Annotated in this window: 16 protein-coding genes; 13 read left to right on the top strand and 3 right to left on the bottom strand. The window is 57.1% G+C overall.

Annotated features, from left to right (window positions below; all coding sequences use genetic code 11):
- The first annotated feature begins 13 nt into the window (after positions 1 to 13).
- From yjjG to deoD, 10 genes are all read left to right on the top strand, one after another.
- On the top strand, positions 14 to 691 hold the full coding sequence (gene yjjG / locus NWP14_RS24800) for a pyrimidine 5'-nucleotidase (protein WP_095103945.1): 678 nt from the start codon (positions 14 to 16) through the stop codon (positions 689 to 691).
- Positions 692 to 782: 91 nt separating this feature from the next.
- The gene (gene prfC, locus NWP14_RS24795; RefSeq protein WP_095103943.1) at positions 783 to 2,372 is read left to right on the top strand and encodes a peptide chain release factor 3; all 1,590 of its coding nucleotides are present in this window, start codon (positions 783 to 785) and stop codon (positions 2,370 to 2,372) included.
- 218 nt (positions 2,373 to 2,590) lie between these two features.
- Positions 2,591 to 3,202, top strand: coding sequence for a molecular chaperone OsmY (gene osmY, locus NWP14_RS24790; protein WP_346430434.1), 612 nt, complete (start codon positions 2,591 to 2,593; stop codon positions 3,200 to 3,202).
- Between the two features lie 122 nt (positions 3,203 to 3,324).
- A complete protein-coding gene (locus NWP14_RS24785) occupies positions 3,325 to 3,486 on the top strand; it encodes a DUF1328 domain-containing protein (protein WP_004857650.1) in 162 nt (53 codons plus the stop codon).
- Between the two features lie 142 nt (positions 3,487 to 3,628).
- Positions 3,629 to 4,702, top strand: a complete 1,074-nt coding sequence (locus NWP14_RS24780; RefSeq protein WP_095103939.1) for a patatin family protein — start codon at positions 3,629 to 3,631, stop codon at positions 4,700 to 4,702.
- Positions 4,699 to 5,478: a TatD family hydrolase gene (locus tag NWP14_RS24775; RefSeq protein WP_331834516.1), complete on the top strand. Its 780-nt coding sequence runs from the start codon at positions 4,699 to 4,701 to the stop codon at positions 5,476 to 5,478. Before NWP14_RS24780 ends, NWP14_RS24775 begins: the two co-directional genes overlap by 4 nt.
- 437 nt (positions 5,479 to 5,915) lie before the next feature.
- Entirely contained in the window at positions 5,916 to 6,695 is a 780-nt protein-coding gene (gene deoC, locus NWP14_RS24770; RefSeq protein WP_159237547.1) for a deoxyribose-phosphate aldolase, read from the top strand.
- Positions 6,696 to 6,851: 156 nt separating this feature from the next.
- Positions 6,852 to 8,174 carry a thymidine phosphorylase gene (gene deoA, locus NWP14_RS24765; protein ID WP_095103935.1) on the top strand — a complete coding sequence of 441 codons (1,323 nt, stop codon included), beginning with the start codon at positions 6,852 to 6,854 and terminating at the stop codon, positions 8,172 to 8,174.
- A gap of 52 nt (positions 8,175 to 8,226) precedes the next feature.
- Entirely contained in the window at positions 8,227 to 9,450 is a 1,224-nt protein-coding gene (gene deoB / locus NWP14_RS24760; RefSeq protein ID WP_375216140.1) for a phosphopentomutase, read from the top strand.
- Between the two features lie 57 nt (positions 9,451 to 9,507).
- Positions 9,508 to 10,227, top strand: coding sequence for a purine-nucleoside phosphorylase (deoD, locus tag NWP14_RS24755; protein ID WP_041143950.1), 720 nt, complete (start codon positions 9,508 to 9,510; stop codon positions 10,225 to 10,227).
- A gap of 85 nt (positions 10,228 to 10,312) precedes the next feature.
- Here deoD and lplA read toward each other — a convergent pair whose 3' ends face one another.
- Positions 10,313 to 11,329 (bottom strand): lipoate--protein ligase LplA, encoded by a 1,017-nt coding sequence (gene lplA, locus NWP14_RS24750; protein WP_331834518.1) that lies wholly within the window; start codon positions 11,327 to 11,329, stop codon positions 10,313 to 10,315.
- Positions 11,329 to 11,976, bottom strand: coding sequence for a YtjB family periplasmic protein (locus NWP14_RS24745; RefSeq protein WP_095103929.1), 648 nt, complete (start codon positions 11,974 to 11,976; stop codon positions 11,329 to 11,331). The genes lplA and NWP14_RS24745 overlap by 1 nt, the downstream gene beginning before the upstream one ends.
- A gap of 103 nt (positions 11,977 to 12,079) precedes the next feature.
- On the opposite strand from NWP14_RS24745, the gene serB reads away from it, so the two are divergent.
- From serB to nadR, 3 genes are all read left to right on the top strand, one after another.
- A complete protein-coding gene (gene serB, locus NWP14_RS24740) occupies positions 12,080 to 13,051 on the top strand; it encodes a phosphoserine phosphatase (protein ID WP_095103927.1) in 972 nt (323 codons plus the stop codon).
- Between the two features lie 9 nt (positions 13,052 to 13,060).
- Complete coding sequence (gene radA, locus NWP14_RS24735; RefSeq protein ID WP_159871278.1) at positions 13,061 to 14,443, top strand: DNA repair protein RadA; 1,383 nt, start codon at positions 13,061 to 13,063, stop codon at positions 14,441 to 14,443.
- 115 nt (positions 14,444 to 14,558) lie between these two features.
- Positions 14,559 to 15,791: a multifunctional transcriptional regulator/nicotinamide-nucleotide adenylyltransferase/ribosylnicotinamide kinase NadR gene (gene nadR, locus NWP14_RS24730; RefSeq protein WP_095103923.1), complete on the top strand. Its 1,233-nt coding sequence runs from the start codon at positions 14,559 to 14,561 to the stop codon at positions 15,789 to 15,791.
- Positions 15,792 to 15,857: 66 nt separating this feature from the next.
- On the opposite strand, the gene ettA is transcribed toward nadR, so the two are convergent.
- Positions 15,858 to 17,525, bottom strand: coding sequence for an energy-dependent translational throttle protein EttA (gene ettA / locus NWP14_RS24725; RefSeq protein WP_041143956.1), 1,668 nt, complete (start codon positions 17,523 to 17,525; stop codon positions 15,858 to 15,860).
- Between the last annotated feature and the right edge of the window lie 136 nt (positions 17,526 to 17,661).

The following is a 17,661-nucleotide window of genomic DNA, read 5'->3' as shown; positions in this document are numbered from 1 at the left end:
ACAAGGTGATACGATGAAGTGGGACTGGATTTTCTTTGATGCCGATGAAACGCTGTTTACGTTTGACTCCTTCACCGGTTTACAGCGGATGTTCCTCGACTATAGCGTGACGTTTACCGCTGAAGATTTTCAGGACTATCAGGCCGTGAATAAACCGCTGTGGGTGGATTATCAAAACGGCGCTATCACCTCGCTTCAGCTGCAGCACCAGCGTTTTGATAGCTGGGCCAGCCGCCTGAGCGTGCCGCCGGGCGAGCTTAACGATGCGTTCATGAACGCGATGGCCGAGATTTGTTCGCCGCTTCCTGGTGCGGTATCGCTGCTGAATGCGCTGCAGGGCAAGGTGAAGATGGGGATTATTACCAACGGCTTCACTTCGCTGCAGCAGATCCGTCTGGAACGAACCGGTTTGCGCGATCACTTTGATTTATTGATTATTTCTGAAGAAGTGGGCGTCGCAAAACCGGATGCGCGGATCTTTGATTACGCGCTGGCGCAGGCGGGCGTTGCGGATCGTTCCCGCGTGCTGATGGTGGGGGACACCGCGGAGTCTGATATCCGCGGCGGCGTCAACGCCGGCCTCGCGACCTGCTGGCTCAACGCCCATCAGCGCGAGCTGCCTGCGGATCTCCGGCCGGACTGGACGGTAACCTCGTTAAGCGAACTGGAGCAGCTCCTGTGTAAACACTGATTGCCTCCCCCCCGTTGATGGGTAAAATAGCCGCAATTTTTCGTATTTAACATGCGTGGCCGGTTGCCGCGTTTACTAAGAAGATTCAATTATGACGTTGTCTCCTTATCTGCAAGAGGTGGCGAAGCGCCGCACTTTTGCCATTATTTCTCACCCGGATGCCGGTAAAACTACCATCACCGAAAAGGTGCTGCTGTTCGGACAGGCGATTCAAACCGCCGGTACCGTTAAAGGCCGCGGCTCCAACCAGCACGCCAAATCGGACTGGATGGAGATGGAAAAGCAGCGTGGTATCTCTATTACCACGTCGGTGATGCAGTTCCCGTATCACGGTAGCCTGGTTAACCTGCTGGATACCCCGGGCCACGAAGACTTCTCTGAAGATACCTATCGTACGCTGACGGCGGTGGACTGCTGCCTGATGGTTATCGATGCGGCCAAAGGCGTCGAAGATCGTACCCGTAAGCTGATGGAAGTTACCCGTCTGCGCGACACGCCGATCCTGACGTTTATGAACAAGCTCGACCGCGATATTCGCGATCCGATGGAGCTGCTGGACGAAGTTGAAAACGAGCTGCGCATCGCCTGCGCGCCGATCACCTGGCCGATTGGCTGCGGGAAGCTGTTTAAGGGCGTGTATCATCTCTATAAAGATGAGACGTATCTCTATCAGACCGGTAAGGGCCACACCATTCAGGAAGTCCGCATTATTAAGGGCCTGAATAACCCGGATCTCGACAGCGCGGTCGGTGAAGACCTCGCGCAGCAGCTGCGCGATGAGCTGGAGCTGGTGCAGGGCGCTTCTAACGAATTCGATAAAGATCTGTTCCTGGCAGGGGAAATTACCCCGGTCTTCTTCGGAACGGCTTTAGGTAACTTCGGCGTCGATCATATGCTGGATGGTCTGGTGGAGTGGGCGCCAGCGCCGATGCCGCGTAAGACCGATACGCGCGAAGTTCGCGCGGAAGAAGAGAAGTTCACCGGCTTTGTGTTTAAAATTCAGGCCAACATGGACCCGAAACACCGCGACCGCGTCGCCTTTATGCGCGTGGTTTCCGGGCAGTACGAAAAGGGCATGAAGCTGCGCCAGGTGCGGATTGGCAAAGACGTGGTGATTTCCGACGCGCTAACCTTTATGGCGGGCGACCGTTCACACGTTGAAGAAGCCTATCCCGGCGATATTATCGGTTTACATAACCACGGTACCATTCAGATTGGCGATACCTTTACCCAGGGCGAGATGATGAAGTTCACCGGCATTCCGAACTTCGCGCCGGAGCTGTTCCGTCGTATCCGCCTGAAGGATCCGCTGAAGCAGAAACAGCTGCTTAAAGGGCTGGTTCAGCTCTCTGAAGAGGGCGCGGTACAGGTCTTCCGTCCGATCGCCAATAACGATCTGATCGTTGGGGCCGTTGGGGTGCTGCAGTTTGACGTGGTGGTTGCGCGCCTGAAGAGCGAATATAACGTGGAAGCGATTTACGAATCGGTAAACGTGGCGACCGCCCGCTGGGTCGAGTCGACCGACGTGAAGAAATTCGAAGAGTTTAAGCGTAAAAACGAAATTCAGCTGGCCCTCGACGGTGGTGATAATTTGACCTATATCGCCCCGACGATGGTAAACCTCAACCTGACTCAGGAGCGTTATCCTGAGGTCATGTTCCGTAAAACACGCGAGCACTAATTCCTTCTGGAGCGCGGCTTTAGCCGCGCTCTACTCAATTTTCCCGCCGTTCCCGCCGCTAAAGAAAGTTCTTAAATTTTTCTGTTGTCCCGTTTTTTTATGCATATTTCCCGCCCTCCTTGCGACCTTCTACTATATTTAATAAGCAATTTTCAAAACGCTGGCTTAATAAACTACTTATTTTGCTTTACCGATATAGAAATAACGAGGAGATCACCATGACAAGACTAAAGAATACCAGCACGCTGCTGGCGCTCTTCTTAGGCTCGGCCATGATCAGCGCCTCGGCATATGCGGATAACTCAACGACGGACAGCGCAAAGTCCGTTGCTAACAGCGCCGGGCAGGCTGTCGATAGCTCGATGAATAAAGTCGGCGACTTTATGGACGACAGCACGATTACTGCCAGAGTTAAGGCGGCGCTAATCGATGATAAAAGCATCCGCAGTACGGATATCTCGGTGAAAACCGAGAATAAAACGGTCACCCTGAGCGGCTCGGTGGAGAGCTCCGGGCAGAAAGAGCAGGCGGTCAGGATAGCGAAAGAGATTAAGGGCGTCTCGGCGGTTAACGATGAGCTGAGCGTGGCCAATCAGCAGCCTGCAAGCCTGAAGGGCTACGCTGGCGATACGGCAATTACCAGCGAAATTAAAGCCAAGCTGCTGGCCGATGATATTGTCCCTTCGCGGAAGGTGACGGTTGAAACCAGCTCCGGCACCGTGCGTCTGTCCGGGACGGTTGGGTCTCGTCAGCAGGCGGATCGCGCCGCCGGGATCGCTAAAGCCGTGACTGGCGTAAAAACCGTAAAAAACGACCTCAAAGTTCAATAACACCGTTCACTAAACATATTTTTTCGGCTACTGCCGTTGAATCAGAGCACGACAGGGTTGGTGCCTGCGCGACCTGAGCGCGTAGAAAAGCGACCGTTATCCACTATGGTAAGGAGAGCATTATGTTTCGATGGGGCATTATTTTTCTGGTCATCGCCTTAATTGCCGCCGCTTTAGGATTCGGTAGCCTGGCGGGTACGGCAGCCTGGGCGGCGAAAATTGTCTTTGTCGTCGGTATTATTCTGTTCCTGGTCAGTCTGTTTACCGGGCGTCGACGCCCATAGATGCAAAGGCCAGAACGGCTTTAAGCGCATTGATGAAATAGTGTTTTACATAAAGCCAGTCTATATGACTGGCTTTTGCTGTATCAGGGGTATAAAACTTGCGTTACTTTGTTGTTATAGAATAAGCAAACAGGAAAGCAGAGTGGGGCATCGAATTCCCGTAACGCTTGGCAATATTGCGCCGTTATCGGTTAAACCTTTTCAGCCGGGCAAGCTTGGTCTGGTGTGCGAGGGGGGTGGACAAAGGGGGATCTTTACCGCCGGGGTGCTGGATGAGTTTATGCGCGCCGGATTCAACCCTTTTGACATTATGCTCGGTACCTCCGCCGGGGCGCAAAATCTGTCAGCCTATATGTGCAACCAGCAGGGCTACGCGCGTAAGGTCATCACGCGTTATACCACCTCCCGCGAGTTTTTTGACCCGATGCGTTTCGTGCGCGGCGGGAATCTTATCGATCTCGACTGGCTGGTGGGAACCACGGCGCAAAAAATGCCTCTGGCGATGAGCTATGCCGAAGAGCGATTTTCACAGGGCAAAGAGCTGTGGATGTGCGCCTGCCGCGGCGATGACTATACGCCAAACTACTTTTCCCCGACGCAGTCCACGTGGCTCGATCAGATCCGCGCCTCCAGCGCGATCCCCGGTTTTTATCGCAGCGGCGTGATGCTTGACGGCATCAGCTATCTCGACGGCGGCGTCAGCGATGCGATTCCGGTGCAGGAGGCGGCAAAACGCGGCGCGCAGACGATTGTGGTGATCCGCACGGTCCCGTCGCAGATGTACTATACCCCGCAGTGGTTCAAACGTATGGAGCGCTGGCTCGGTGAAAGCAGCCTGCAGCCGTTTGTGAATCTGGTCCAGCACCATGAGGCCACCTACCGCGCGACCCAGCAGTTTATTGAGAAGCCGCCGGGTAAGCTGCGGATCCTCGAAATTTTCCCGCAGAAGCCGTTAAAAAGTATGGCCCTGGGGAGCCGGCTGCCGGCGCTGCTGGAGGACTATAAAACCGGGCGCCAGTGCGGCCGCTATTTTCTGGCAACGGTGGGCAGGCTGCTGGCCGATCGTCCGCCGCTGCTGCGCCATATGCCGCGTCTCGCGGTGCCTGCGCCGGTGGTGGTGCCGCCGGCTTCCGTTGCCAACGATGCGCATCAGGCAACCCTGATCGACGCCGCCCAGGCCAACGATGCCAGCTTCGATAATGAGGACCTGGCGTGATGCTGCAATTTATTGATACCCACTGTCATTTCGATTTTCCACCGTTTGCGCATGATGAAGTGGAGAGCATTGCCCGGGCCGCGCGTGAAGGCGTGACGCAGATTATTGTCCCCGCCACCGAGGCGGATAATTTTCCCCGCGTGCTGGCCCTGGCCTCGCAGCATGATGCGCTGTATGCCGCGCTGGGCTTGCATCCGATAGTTATTGAGCGTCATGACGAGAGCAGCCTTCAGCGGCTTGAAGCCTGCCTGCAGCAGCGCAACGCGAAGGTGGTGGCAATTGGTGAAATTGGCCTCGATCTCTATCGCGAGGACCCGCAGTTTGATCGGCAGCAGGCGCTGCTTGAGGCGCAGCTGCGGCTGGCAAAACGTTATGATTTGCCGGTGATCCTCCATTCGCGACGCACGCATGATAAGCTGGCGATGCTGCTGAAAAAGCATGCTCTGGCGCGTACCGGTGTGGTGCATGGTTTTGCCGGCAGCCTGCAGCAGGCGGAGCGTTTCGTGCAGTCAGGATACAAAATTGGCGTTGGCGGAACCATCACCTATCCCCGCGCCAGCAAAACGCGCGAGGTCATGTCGCGTCTGCCGCTATCGGCGCTGCTGCTGGAAACGGATGCCCCGGATATGCCGCTAAACGGTTTTCAGGGACAGCCAAATCGCCCGGAGCAGGCGGCTCGGGTTTTTGCCACGCTGTGCGAGCTGCGCCAGGAGCCGGCTGATGTTATCGCGCACGCTCTTCTGAGCAACACCAAAGCGTTGTTCGGCACGCTGTAAATCCTCGCTAAACAGCCTAAACCTGTCCTCTCCGCCGCCGCCGTGGCAAAACGTACGCTACCGCCCCTTTTTTGTGAAAATTCCATCATCCCCTAACGTTAAATAAAGTATCTATTTTTCAATGAATAACTATAAGTTCACCTTTCTTGAGCACAATATGTGCGCGCTGCTGTCGAGTTATTCAGCGCTGGCATGTTATAATAATAACATTATCGCACGATGAGGAATTCTGATTATGCTTAAAGAAAACTTGTCGCTGAGATGGTGAGTACTGGCATTTTTATGTGATTTACATCTCATTATGGTTATGCAAGTTAGTAATTAGTTTTCATTAACTGTGATGGATGTCGAAGTGTAGCGGCGAGGTGATGTTACAATAGTAACAGACTCGCAAGGTGACAAACTATTCAACCGGCAATAAGCCGTCGGAGTATGAAATGACTGATTTATCTGCAAGCAGCCTGCGCGCATTGAAACTGATGGACCTGACCACCCTGAATGACGACGACACCAATGAGAAGGTGATTGCGCTGTGTCATCAGGCAAAAACGCCGGTAGGTAACACGGCCGCTATCTGCATCTACCCTCGCTTTATTCCGATTGCTCGTAAAACCTTGAATGAGCAAGGTACTCCGGATATCCATATCGCCACGGTGACCAACTTCCCGCACGGTAATGACGATATCGATATCGCCCTGGCGGAAACCCGCGCCGCGATCGCCTACGGCGCCGATGAAGTTGACGTGGTATTCCCGTACCGGGCGCTGATTGCCGGCAATGAGCAGGTTGGATTCGACCTGGTTAAAGCCTGCAAAGAGGCCTGTGCGGCGGCTAACGTTCTGCTCAAAGTGATCATCGAAACCGGCGAGCTGAAAGAAGAAGCGCTGATCCGCAAAGCCTCCGAAATTTCCATCAAAGCGGGCGCGGATTTCATCAAAACCTCGACGGGGAAAGTGCCGGTAAACGCCACGCCTGAAAGCGCGCGCATCATGCTGGAAGTTATCCGCGATATGGGCGTACAGGAAACCGTAGGCTTTAAGCCAGCGGGCGGCGTACGCAGCGCGGAAGACGCACAGCAGTTCCTGGCGATTGCCGATGAGCTGTTCGGCGCACAGTGGGCTGACTCACGTCACTACCGTTTTGGCGCGTCAAGCCTGCTGGCTAGCCTGCTGAAAGCGCTGGGTCACGGCGACGGTAAGAGCGCTAGCAGCTACTAAGACGTAACGGTGACATAACCGTATCCCGGACGAGGCGCGGCAGCGCCGACGCCGGGAGATCCCCGGCGCCGCGAGGTGCGGCCGGGCTTCAGGATTTTAGCACGGGCGCAGACAACGCCGCCCGTCGTGTTTGACCTTATTCCTCAGGGGGTTACCTTGTTTCTCGCACAAGAAATTATTCGTAAAAAACGTGATGGTCACGCGCTGAGCGATGATGAAATTCGCTTTTTCATCAACGGTATTCGCGATAATACCGTTTCCGAAGGGCAGATAGCCGCGCTGGCGATGACCATTTTTTTCCACGATATGACTATGCCAGAACGCGTTTCGCTGACGATGGCGATGCGGGATTCAGGAACCGTACTGAACTGGAAAAGCCTCAATCTTAACGGGCCGATCGTGGATAAGCACTCCACCGGCGGCGTGGGCGACGTCACGTCGCTGATGCTTGGCCCGATGGTCGCCGCATGCGGAGGCTATGTGCCGATGATCTCCGGTCGTGGACTGGGGCATACCGGCGGAACGCTCGACAAGCTGGAAGCGATCCCAGGCTTCGATATTTTCCCGGATGACGGCCGTTTCCGCGACATCATTAAGGATGTCGGCGTGGCTATCATCGGACAGACCAGCTCGCTGGCGCCTGCCGACAAGCGCTTCTACGCCACCCGCGATATTACCGCTACGGTGGACTCGATTCCGCTGATCACCGCCTCTATTCTGGCGAAAAAGCTGGCTGAAGGCCTGGATGCGCTGGTGATGGACGTGAAAGTCGGCAGCGGCGCCTTTATGCCGACCTACGAACTCTCTGCGGCGCTGGCCGAAGCGATCGTTGGCGTCTCCAACGGCGCGGGCGTGCGCACCACCGCGCTGCTGACCGATATGAATCAGGTGCTGGCTTCCAGCGCCGGTAACGCCGTGGAGGTCCGCGAAGCGGTGCAGTTCCTGACCGGCGAATACCGCAATCCGCGTCTGTTTGACGTGACGATGGCGCTGTGCGTCGAAATGCTGATTTCCGGCAAGCTGGCCCAGGACGACGCCGACGCGCGGGCGAAGCTGCAGGCGGTGCTGGATAACGGTAAAGCGGCCGAGGTCTTTGGCCGAATGGTAGCGGCGCAGAAAGGCCCGAACGATTTCGTTGAAAACTATGATAAATATCTGCCGACTGCGATGTTGAGCAAAGCGGTCTACGCTGATGGTGAAGGCTTTGTCGCTGAAATGGACACCCGGGCGCTGGGTATGGCGGTGGTGTCGATGGGCGGCGGCCGTCGCCAGGCATCCGACCCGATTGACTATAGCGTCGGCTTTACCGATATGGCTCGCCTGGGCGATAGCGTTGACGGGCAGCGGCCGCTGGCGGTGATTCATGCGAAAGATGAATCCAGCTGGCAGGACGCCGCCAAAGCCGTGAAAGCGGCAATTAAACTGGACGATACCGCACCGAAAGAAACGCCGACGGTCTATCGTCGCATTACTGAATAGCTGTATACTGATCTGATCGCTTTTTTGCAGCGCAAAAGGTACGGAGAATAATATGAAACGTGCATTTATTATGGTGCTGGACTCCTTCGGCATCGGTGCGACTGAAGATGCTGCTCGCTTTGGCGACGTTGGCGCAGACACCCTCGGACATATTGCGCAAGCGTGCGCAAACGGGGAAGCCGACACCGGCCGCAAAGGCCCGCTGAATTTGCCAAACCTGACCCGTCTCGGTCTGGTAAAAGCGCATGAAGGTTCTACGGGTTCCATCGCGGCAGGAATGGATGGCAATGCGGAAGTTGTCGGCGCCTATGCGTGGGCGCACGAACTCTCTTCCGGTAAAGATACGCCGTCAGGCCACTGGGAAATCGCCGGCGTGCCGGTGCTGTTCGACTGGGGCTACTTCCCGGAACACGAGAACAGCTTCCCGCAGGAACTGCTGGACAAGCTGGTTAAACGCGCAAACCTGCCGGGCTACCTCGGCAACTGCCACTCTTCCGGTACCGTCATTCTGGATCAGCTCGGCGAAGAGCATATGAAAACCGGCAAGCCGATTTTCTATACCTCCGCTGACTCGGTGTTCCAGATTGCCTGTCATGAAGAAACCTATTGTCTCGATAAGCTGTATGAGCTGTGCGAAATCGCGCGCGAAGAGCTGACTGAAGGCGGTTACAACATCGGCCGCGTGATTGCGCGTCCGTTTATCGGCGACAAGGCGGGTAGCTTCCAGCGCACCGGTAACCGTCATGACCTCGCCGTTGAGCCGCCTGCCGCCACCGTGTTGCAGAAGCTGGTGGATGAGAAAGACGGCCACGTGGTGTCGGTGGGTAAAATCGCCGACATCTATGCGAACTGCGGGATCACTAAAAAAGTGAAGGCGACCGGCCTGGACGCGCTGTTTGACGCGACCATCAAAGAGATGAAAGAAGCGGGCGACAAGACAATCGTCTTCACCAACTTCGTCGATTTCGACTCTTCATGGGGCCACCGTCGCGATATAGCCGGCTACGCCGCGGGTCTGGAGCTGTTCGACCGCCGTCTGCCTGAACTGATGGCGCTGGTCGGGGAAGATGACATTCTGATCCTGACCGCCGACCACGGCTGTGACCCAAGCTGGCAGGGTACCGACCATACCCGGGAACATATTCCGGTACTGGTTTACGGTCCGAAGGTTAAACCAGGTTCGCTTGGCCACCGCGAAACCTTCGCGGATATCGGCCAAACGCTGGCGAGCTACTTCGGTACTTCCGCGATGGACTACGGCAAAGCTATGTTCTGATGGATTTGGGCGGGAACTTCCCGCCCTTCATGCATTTAAATATAAAAGGATAAAACGATGGCAACTCCACATATTAACGCCGAGATGGGTGATTTCGCTGATGTTGTTCTGATGCCGGGCGACCCGCTGCGCGCGAAGCACATTGCGGAAACCTTCCTTGAAGATGTGCGTGAAGTTAACAACGTGCGCGGCATGCTGGGCTTCACCGGGACCTACAAAGGCCGCAAAATCTCCGTTATGGGCCACGGTATGGGTATCCCATCCTGCTCCATCTATACCAAAGAGCTGATCACCGATTTCGGCGTGAAGAAAATCATTCGCGTCGGTTCCTGCGGCGCGGTACGCGCTGACGTGAAGCTGCGTGACGTGGTTATCGGTATGGGCGCCTGCACCGATTCCAAAGTGAACCGTCTGCGTTTTAAAGACCATGACTTTGCCGCTATTGCTGACTTCGGCATGGTGCGCAACGCCGTTGATGCCGCGAAAGCGCTGGGCGTTGACGCGCGCGTCGGTAACATCTTCTCCGCCGATCTGTTCTATACGCCGGACCCGTCCATGTTTGACGTGATGGAAAAATACGGCATTCTGGGCGTGGAAATGGAAGCGGCCGGTATCTACGGCGTGGCGGCGGAGTTCGGTGCAAAAGCGCTGACCATCTGTACCGTGTCCGATCATATCCGTACGCACGAGCAGACCACCGCTGCCGAGCGTCAGACCACCTTCAACGATATGATCAAAATCGCGCTGGAATCCGTTCTGCTGGGCGATCAAGAGTAAGATGAGCGGCTCTCCCCCGATGCGGGGAGGGCCTCAGTTTCCGGCTAAGGCACGAACGCCGCGGCCGGATGCCAACCTCCGGCCATTAGCGCACCGCACCCGCTATCCATGCGGACAGCTCACCTAGCTCCTGTTCCTGCTCGGGGAAATCGACCCGTAACGCCTCGCACGCCTGCTGCAGCGCCTCGGCGCGATACGCACAGCCCTGTAACCGCGCGGCCAGCGCTTCCAGCGGCGCCGGGTTCAGGCTGTCGGTAAACACCTGCGTGCGGGTGATATGCCCCTTCTCGACGTCGAAATGCAGCTCGACGCCTCCCCAGCGAAAGCGCTCATCCAGCAGATGAGAGAAGGCCGGCGCCTGGCCAAAATTCCACTCCCAGCTGCTCTGGCGAGCGAAGGTTTCGGCAAAATTCGGCAGGTCCGGCGTGTTATCCGGCGAAATGACTTCGGCTTCCACGCGCTCGCCGTAATGTTTGAAAAAAGCCTCTTCAATGGCGGCGCAAACCTGACGGTGCGTAATGCCAGGCAGCAGCTCCACCAGATTGGCAACCCGGCCGCGTACCGAGGTTATCCCCTTGGCCTGCAGCTTTTTTTGGTCCGGATTGAGGTAGTTGGCGAGACGGCTTAAATCGGCGTTCAGCAGCAGCGTGCCGTGATGAAAGCCGCGATCCATCGTTTCACGGTAGGCGGAGCCGGAGACCTTGCGATCGCCTTCGGCGGTTTTCACCACCAGATCGTTGCGCCCGGAGGCTTCCGCCGCGACGCCCAGCGCGTTGAGCGCCTCGAGGACGATACGCGTGGAGACGGTTTTATCGTACTCGGGCTTGCCCGCCATAAAGGTAAAGCAGGTGTTGCCCAGATCGTGAAAAACGGCGCCGCCGCCGCTGCTGCGGCGCGCCAGACGCACGTTGTCCTCCTCCATCCGGCGGGTGTTGCACTCTTTCCACGGGTTTTGCGCCCGGCCAATAACCACCGTATCGGCGTTGCGCCACAGAAACAGCACTCTCTGGGTTGCCGGCATCTGGCGGAAAATAGACTCCTCAACCGCGAGGTTGAACCACGGATCGTAGGAGTCGGAGAGCAGCAGGCGTAGCGTCGGCATCAGGGGGTTCCTTTTTTATCTTCTTCTTCATCTTCCACCGGCTTATTGGCGGTAAGCAGGAATGGCGACTGCTGCCAGCGGGTGCGTTTACCCTGCAGCAGGGTGCGGGTCAGCACGACGCCAATAGCCAGCGACAGCAGCAGCATCAGGCGGAGAATATTGGTGGTATTATCCACCTGTTTTGCCTCGGTCGCTAACGTATGGGTATCCAGCGTCAGGCGCAGGTAGCCGAGCGGACCGTTTTTCCCCTGGATAGGTTCGACGATTTGCTGATTAAAGTAGCCGCCGGCCTTTTTACCGTCGAGAGCGAGCCTGTCGCGGACGTTGACGCCTTCACCAGAGCGCGCCACCAGGTCGCCCTGGTCGTCATAGACGCCGGCATCCAGGATGCGGCTGCGTTGCGTAAGCTGCTCCAGCAGCTGACTGATGCGCTTCTCATCGGGCGTTTCGCTGCGCATCATCGGCGCAAGATTTAGCGAAACCTGCTGGGCAAGCGTGCGTGCCAGTTCTTCCAGCTGCGGGTTACGCTGTTTTTGGCTGTTCTGGCTGAACCACGAGGCTCCCTGCATCAGAGCGACGAGAAGCGCCAGACAGATCAGAACGATGACGGCGCGATGCAGTCGGAATTTCAGTTTTGCGCGTACCATATTCCACCTTTAATATTTGCAGCTTAATGTTGCCAGAAGCGCTGGTTACAAGGTAGCCTCATGCGTTATTTTCCTCGCCTGAATGAAGAAATCTGGAGCCGTAATGCCAAACAGTTTGACCTGGTGCGATCTGCCCGAAGATGTTTCCCTGTGGCCTGGATTACCGCTTTCGCTGAGCGGTGATGAGGTCATGCCGCTGGATTATCATGCCGGACGCAGCGGCTGGCTGCTCTACGGCCGGGGCCTTGATAAGCGCCGTTTAACGGACTGGCAGCGTGAGCTGGGCGCGGCGCTGGTTATCGTCGCCTCCTGGGTCGTTGAAGACTATCAGGTTATTCGTCTGGCCGGCTCTCTGACCCTGCGCGCGACCCGACTGGCGCACGAAGCCGGGCTGGACGTCGCGCCGCTGGGTAAGATCCCGCACCTGCGCTCGCCGGGGCTGCTGGTGATGGATATGGACTCCACCGCCATTCAGATTGAGTGTATCGATGAAATTGCGAAGCTCGCGGGAACCGGCGAGCTGGTATCGGAAGTGACCGAACGCGCGATGCGCGGTGAGCTGGACTTTACCGCCAGCCTGCGCCAGCGGGTGGCGACGCTGAAAGATGCCGATGCCAATATTTTGCTGCAGGTGCGTGAAGCGCTGCCGCTGATGCCGGGGCTGACTCAGCTGGTGCTGAAGCTGGAAGCGCTGGGCTGGAAGGTGGCTATCGCCTCCGGCGGCTTCACGTTCTTTGCGGAATACCTGCGCGACAAGCTGCATCTTGACGCCGTGTTCGCTAATGAGCTGGAAATCATGGACGGCAGGCTAACCGGCAACGTGATTGGTGATATCGTTGATGCTAAATACAAAGCCGCGACGCTGCGCAAGCTGGCGGAAAAATATGAAATTCCGCCGGCGCAAACCGTGGCGATCGGCGACGGCGCCAACGATCTGCCGATGATCAAGGCCGCGGGCCTCGGTATCGCCTATCATGCGAAACCGAAAGTGAACGAGCTGGCGGAAGTAACGATCCGCCACGCTGACCTGATGGGGGTATTCTGTATTCTCTCGGGCAGCATGAATCAAAAGTAAGAGGTTAACGTGGCGAAAGCTCCAAAACGCGCATTTGTCTGTAATGAATGTGGTGCGGATTACCCCCGCTGGCAGGGGCAGTGCAGCGCCTGTCATGCCTGGAATACCATCACCGAGGTGCGTATTGCCGCTTCGCCGCAGGTGGCGAGAAACGAACGCCTGACGGGCTATGCCGGTAATGCCGGCGTGTCGAAGGTGCAAAAGCTGTCGGAGATCAGCCTTGAGGCGCTGCCGCGCTTTTCCACCGGCTTTAAAGAGTTTGATCGCGTGCTTGGCGGCGGCGTGGTGCCGGGGAGCGCGATTCTGATTGGCGGCAGCCCGGGGGCGGGGAAATCGACGCTGCTGCTCCAGACGCTGTGCCGGCTGGCGGAAGGAATGAAAACGCTGTACGTCACCGGGGAAGAGTCGCTGCAGCAGGTGGCGATGCGCGCGCATCGTCTGGGGCTGCCAACGGCCAATCTCAACATGCTCTCCGAAACCAGCATTGAGCAAATTTGCCAGATCGCCGACGAAGAAAAGCCGCAGCTGATGGTTATCGACTCCATCCAGGTGATGCATATGGCCGACGTGCAGTCCTCGCCGGGCAGCGTGGCCCAGGTGCGTGAGACCGCCGCTTACCTGACGCGGTTTGCGAAAACCCGCGACGTGGCGATTATTATGGTGGGTCACGTCACCAAAGACGGCTCGCTGGCCGGGCCGAAGGTGCTCGAACACTGTATTGACTGCTCGGTACTGCTGGATGGCGACGCCGATTCCCGCTTTCGCACCCTGCGCAGCCATAAAAACCGCTTCGGTGCGGTGAATGAGCTGGGGGTCTTCGCGATGACCGAGCAGGGGCTGCGCGAAATCAGCAACCCTTCGGCTATTTTCCTCAGCCGCGGCGATGAGGTCACTTCCGGTAGTTCGGTGATGGTGGTCTGGGAAGGCACCCGTCCGCTGCTGGTGGAGATTCAGGCGCTGGTCGATCACTCGATGATGTCCAACCCGCGCCGGGTGGCCGTGGGGCTGGAGCAGAACCGGCTGGCGATACTGCTGGCGGTGCTGCACCGTCACGGCGGCCTGCAGATGTCCGACCAGGACGTCTTCGTCAACGTCGTTGGCGGGGTGAAGGTGGCGGAAACCAGCGCGGACCTCGCGCTGCTGCTGGCGATGGTGTCGAGCCTGCGGGATCGTCCGCTGCCGCACGATCTGGTGGTGTTTGGCGAAGTGGGCCTGTCCGGCGAGATCCGCCCGGTGCCCAGCGGCCAGGAGCGCATCTCCGAGGCGGCCAAGCACGGGTTCCGCCGCGCCATCGTCCCGGCCGCCAACGTGCCGAAAAAAGTACCGGAAGGGATGCAAATCTTTGGCGTGAAAAAGCTTGCGGATGCGCTAAGCGTTTTTGACGACTTATAATTAAATATCCGTCGTCTTTCCGGCGGCAGGTGTGTTGGCGGCGTTCGCTTGCCGCCTTCCTGCCACCAGAAACCCACAGGATATTTTTTCAGTATTGCTAAAGCAGGAGGCTCTTGTGTCATCGTTCGACTATCTCAAAACCGCGATTAAGCAAAAAGGCTGCACGCTGCAGCAGGTGGCTGAAGCCAGCGGGATGACCAAAGGCTATCTGAGCCAGTTGCTGAATGCGAAAATTAAAAGCCCAAGCGCGCAGAAGCTGGAAGCTCTGCACCGCTTTCTCGGCCTTGAGTTCCCGCGTCGGCAGAAAAGCGTCGGCGTGGTGTTTGGTAAGTTTTACCCGCTGCATACCGGCCATATCTATTTGATCCAGCGCGCCTGCAGTCAGGTAGACGAGCTGCATATCATCATGGGCTATGACGATACCCGCGACCGCCAGCTGTTTGAAGAGAGCGCCATGTCGCAGCAGCCGACGGTGCCCGACCGTCTGCGCTGGCTGCTGCAAACGTTCAAGTATCAGAAAAACATCCGCATTCACGCCTTTAATGAAGAGGGGATGGAGCCTTATCCGCACGGCTGGGACGTCTGGAGCCGAGGGATCCGCGCCTTTATGGACGAGAAGGGCATTCAGCCAAACTGGATCTATTCCTCAGAAGAGTCCGACGCGCCGCAGTATCTGGAGCAGCTGGGGATCGAAACGGTACTGATCGATCCTAAGCGAACCTTTATGAACATCAGCGGCGGGCAGATTCGTGAAAACCCGTTCCGCTACTGGGAATATATCCCCACCGAAGTGAAGCCGTTCTTCGTGCGCACGGTGGCGATCCTCGGCGGCGAATCGAGCGGTAAATCGACGCTGGTCAATAAGCTGGCCAACATCTTCAATACCACCAGCGCCTGGGAGTACGGTCGGGACTACGTCTTCTCGCATCTGGGCGGCGACGAGATGGCGCTGCAGTATTCTGACTATGATAAAATTGCGCTCGGACACGCTCAGTACATTGATTTCGCTGTGAAATATGCCAATAAAGTGGCGTTCATCGATACCGATTTCGTCAGTACCCAGGCATTTTGTCTGAAGTATGAAGGCCGCGAGCATCCCTTCGTCCAGGCGCTGATCGACGAGTACCGTTTCGACCTGGTTATCCTGCTGGAGAACAATACGCCGTGGGTGGCCGACGGTTTACGCAGTCTGGGAAGCTCGGTGGATCGTACGGAGTTCCAGACCCTGCTGGTGTCGTTGCTTAAAGAGAACGAAATAAACTTCGTGCACGTGAAAGAGGCGGACTACGATACGCGCTTTCTGCGCTGCGTCGAGCTGGTGAAACAGCTGATGGGCGAGCCGGGCTAACGACCGCGATGGCGTGGGATAGAAAAACGGGTGGCCTGGCCACCCGTTTTTTATTACCTGTTCTTATTACTTGGCGATACGTTTGTACTTGATGCGCTTCGGTTCCAGCGCATCGGCGCCGAGGGTGCGCTTCTTGTACTCTTCGTATTCGGTAAAGTTACCTTCGAAGAACTCCACCTTACCTTCATCCTGGTAGTCCAGAATGTGGGTCGCTACGCGGTCAAGGAACCAGCGGTCGTGCGAGATAACCATCGCGCAGCCCGGGAACTCCAGCAGGGCGTTTTCTAACGCGCGCAGGGTTTCGATATCCAGGTCGTTGGTTGGTTCATCGAGCAGCAGAACGTTACCGCCAACCTGCAGCAGTTTCGCCAGGTGCAGACGACCGCGCTCACCGCCGGACAGCTCGCCGACGCGTTTGCCCTGATCGACACCTTTGAAGTTAAAGCGGCCAACGTAGGCGCGGCTCGGCATCTCGGTGTTGCCGATCTTCATGATATCCAGCCCGCCGGAAACCTCTTCCCAAACGGTTTTGCTGTTATCCATAGCGTCACGGAACTGATCGACGGAGGCCAGCTTAACGGTATCACCCAGGGTGATAGAACCGGCATCAGGCTGTTCCTGACCCGACATCATGCGGAACAGGGTGGATTTACCCGCGCCGTTTGGCCCGATGATCCCGACGATGGCTCCTTTCGGTACTGAGAAGTTCAGGTCGTCAATCAGCAGGCGATCGCCGTAGGATTTACGCAGGTTGGTGACTTCAACGACTTTATCCCCCAGACGTGCTCCAGGCGGAATAAACAGTTCGTTAGTTTCGTTACGTTTCTGGTATTCAACGCTGTTAAGCTCTTCGAAGCGCGCCAGACGGGCTTTGCCCTTAGACTGACGGCCTTTCGCGCCCTGGCGGACCCACTCCAGCTCTTTCTCAATGGACTTGCGGCGCGCCGCTTCCTGAGAGGCTTCCTGGGCCAGGCGCTGATCTTTCTGCTCCAGCCAGGAGGAGTAGTTGCCTTCCCACGGAATGCCTTCACCGCGGTCGAGCTCGAGGATCCAGCCGGCGACGTTATCAAGGAAGTAACGGTCGTGGGTAATGGCCACAACGGTTCCTTCGAAGTCGTGCAGGAAGCGTTCCAGCCAGGCCACGGATTCGGCATCCAGGTGGTTGGTCGGTTCGTCGAGCAGCAGCATGTCCGGCTTTTCCAGCAGCAGGCGGCACAGAGCCACGCGGCGGCGTTCACCACCGGACAGGTTAGCGATTTTGGCATCCCAGTCCGGCAGGCGCAGGGCGTCGGCCGCACGCTCGAGCTGCACGTTCAGGTTGTGGCCGTCGTGCGCCTGGATAATCTCCTCAAACTTGCCCTGCTGGGCGGCGAGTTTATCGAAGTCGGCATCCGGCTCAGCGTACTTAGCGTACACCTCATCGAGGCCTTTCAGCGCGTTAACCACTTCGGCAACCGCTTCTTCCACGGACTCGCGAACGGTCTGCTCCGGGTTAAGCTTCGGCTCCTGCGGCAGGTAGCCAATCTTAAGGCCCGGCTGCGGGCGGGCTTCGCCTTCGATATCGGTATCGATACCGGCCATAATGCGCAGCAGGGTGGACTTACCGGCGCCGTTCAGGCCGAGAACGCCGATCTTCGCCCCAGGGAAGAAGCTCAGGGAGATATTTTTCAAAATATGACGTTTCGGCGGAACCACTTTGCCGACACGATGCATGGTATAAACGAATTGAGCCACGTTGGACTTCGCCTCTTTTATATACTCTTCACCCTTCAGGCTGCCTCAGCCGGAATGATTTTGAGTAGGGTAGTGAATAGTTTTCAAAGGCGAAGTGTAGCCTTTTTCGCGCTTTAATCCCAGAGAGGCGATGGGA

The organism is Klebsiella sp. C349492, assembly GCF_042055345.1.
GTDB classification, from domain to species: domain Bacteria; phylum Pseudomonadota; class Gammaproteobacteria; order Enterobacterales; family Enterobacteriaceae; genus Klebsiella; species Klebsiella scottii.
The sequence above is the reverse complement of the archived record's forward strand: the minus strand, read 5'-3'. Positions and strand labels throughout refer to the sequence as shown.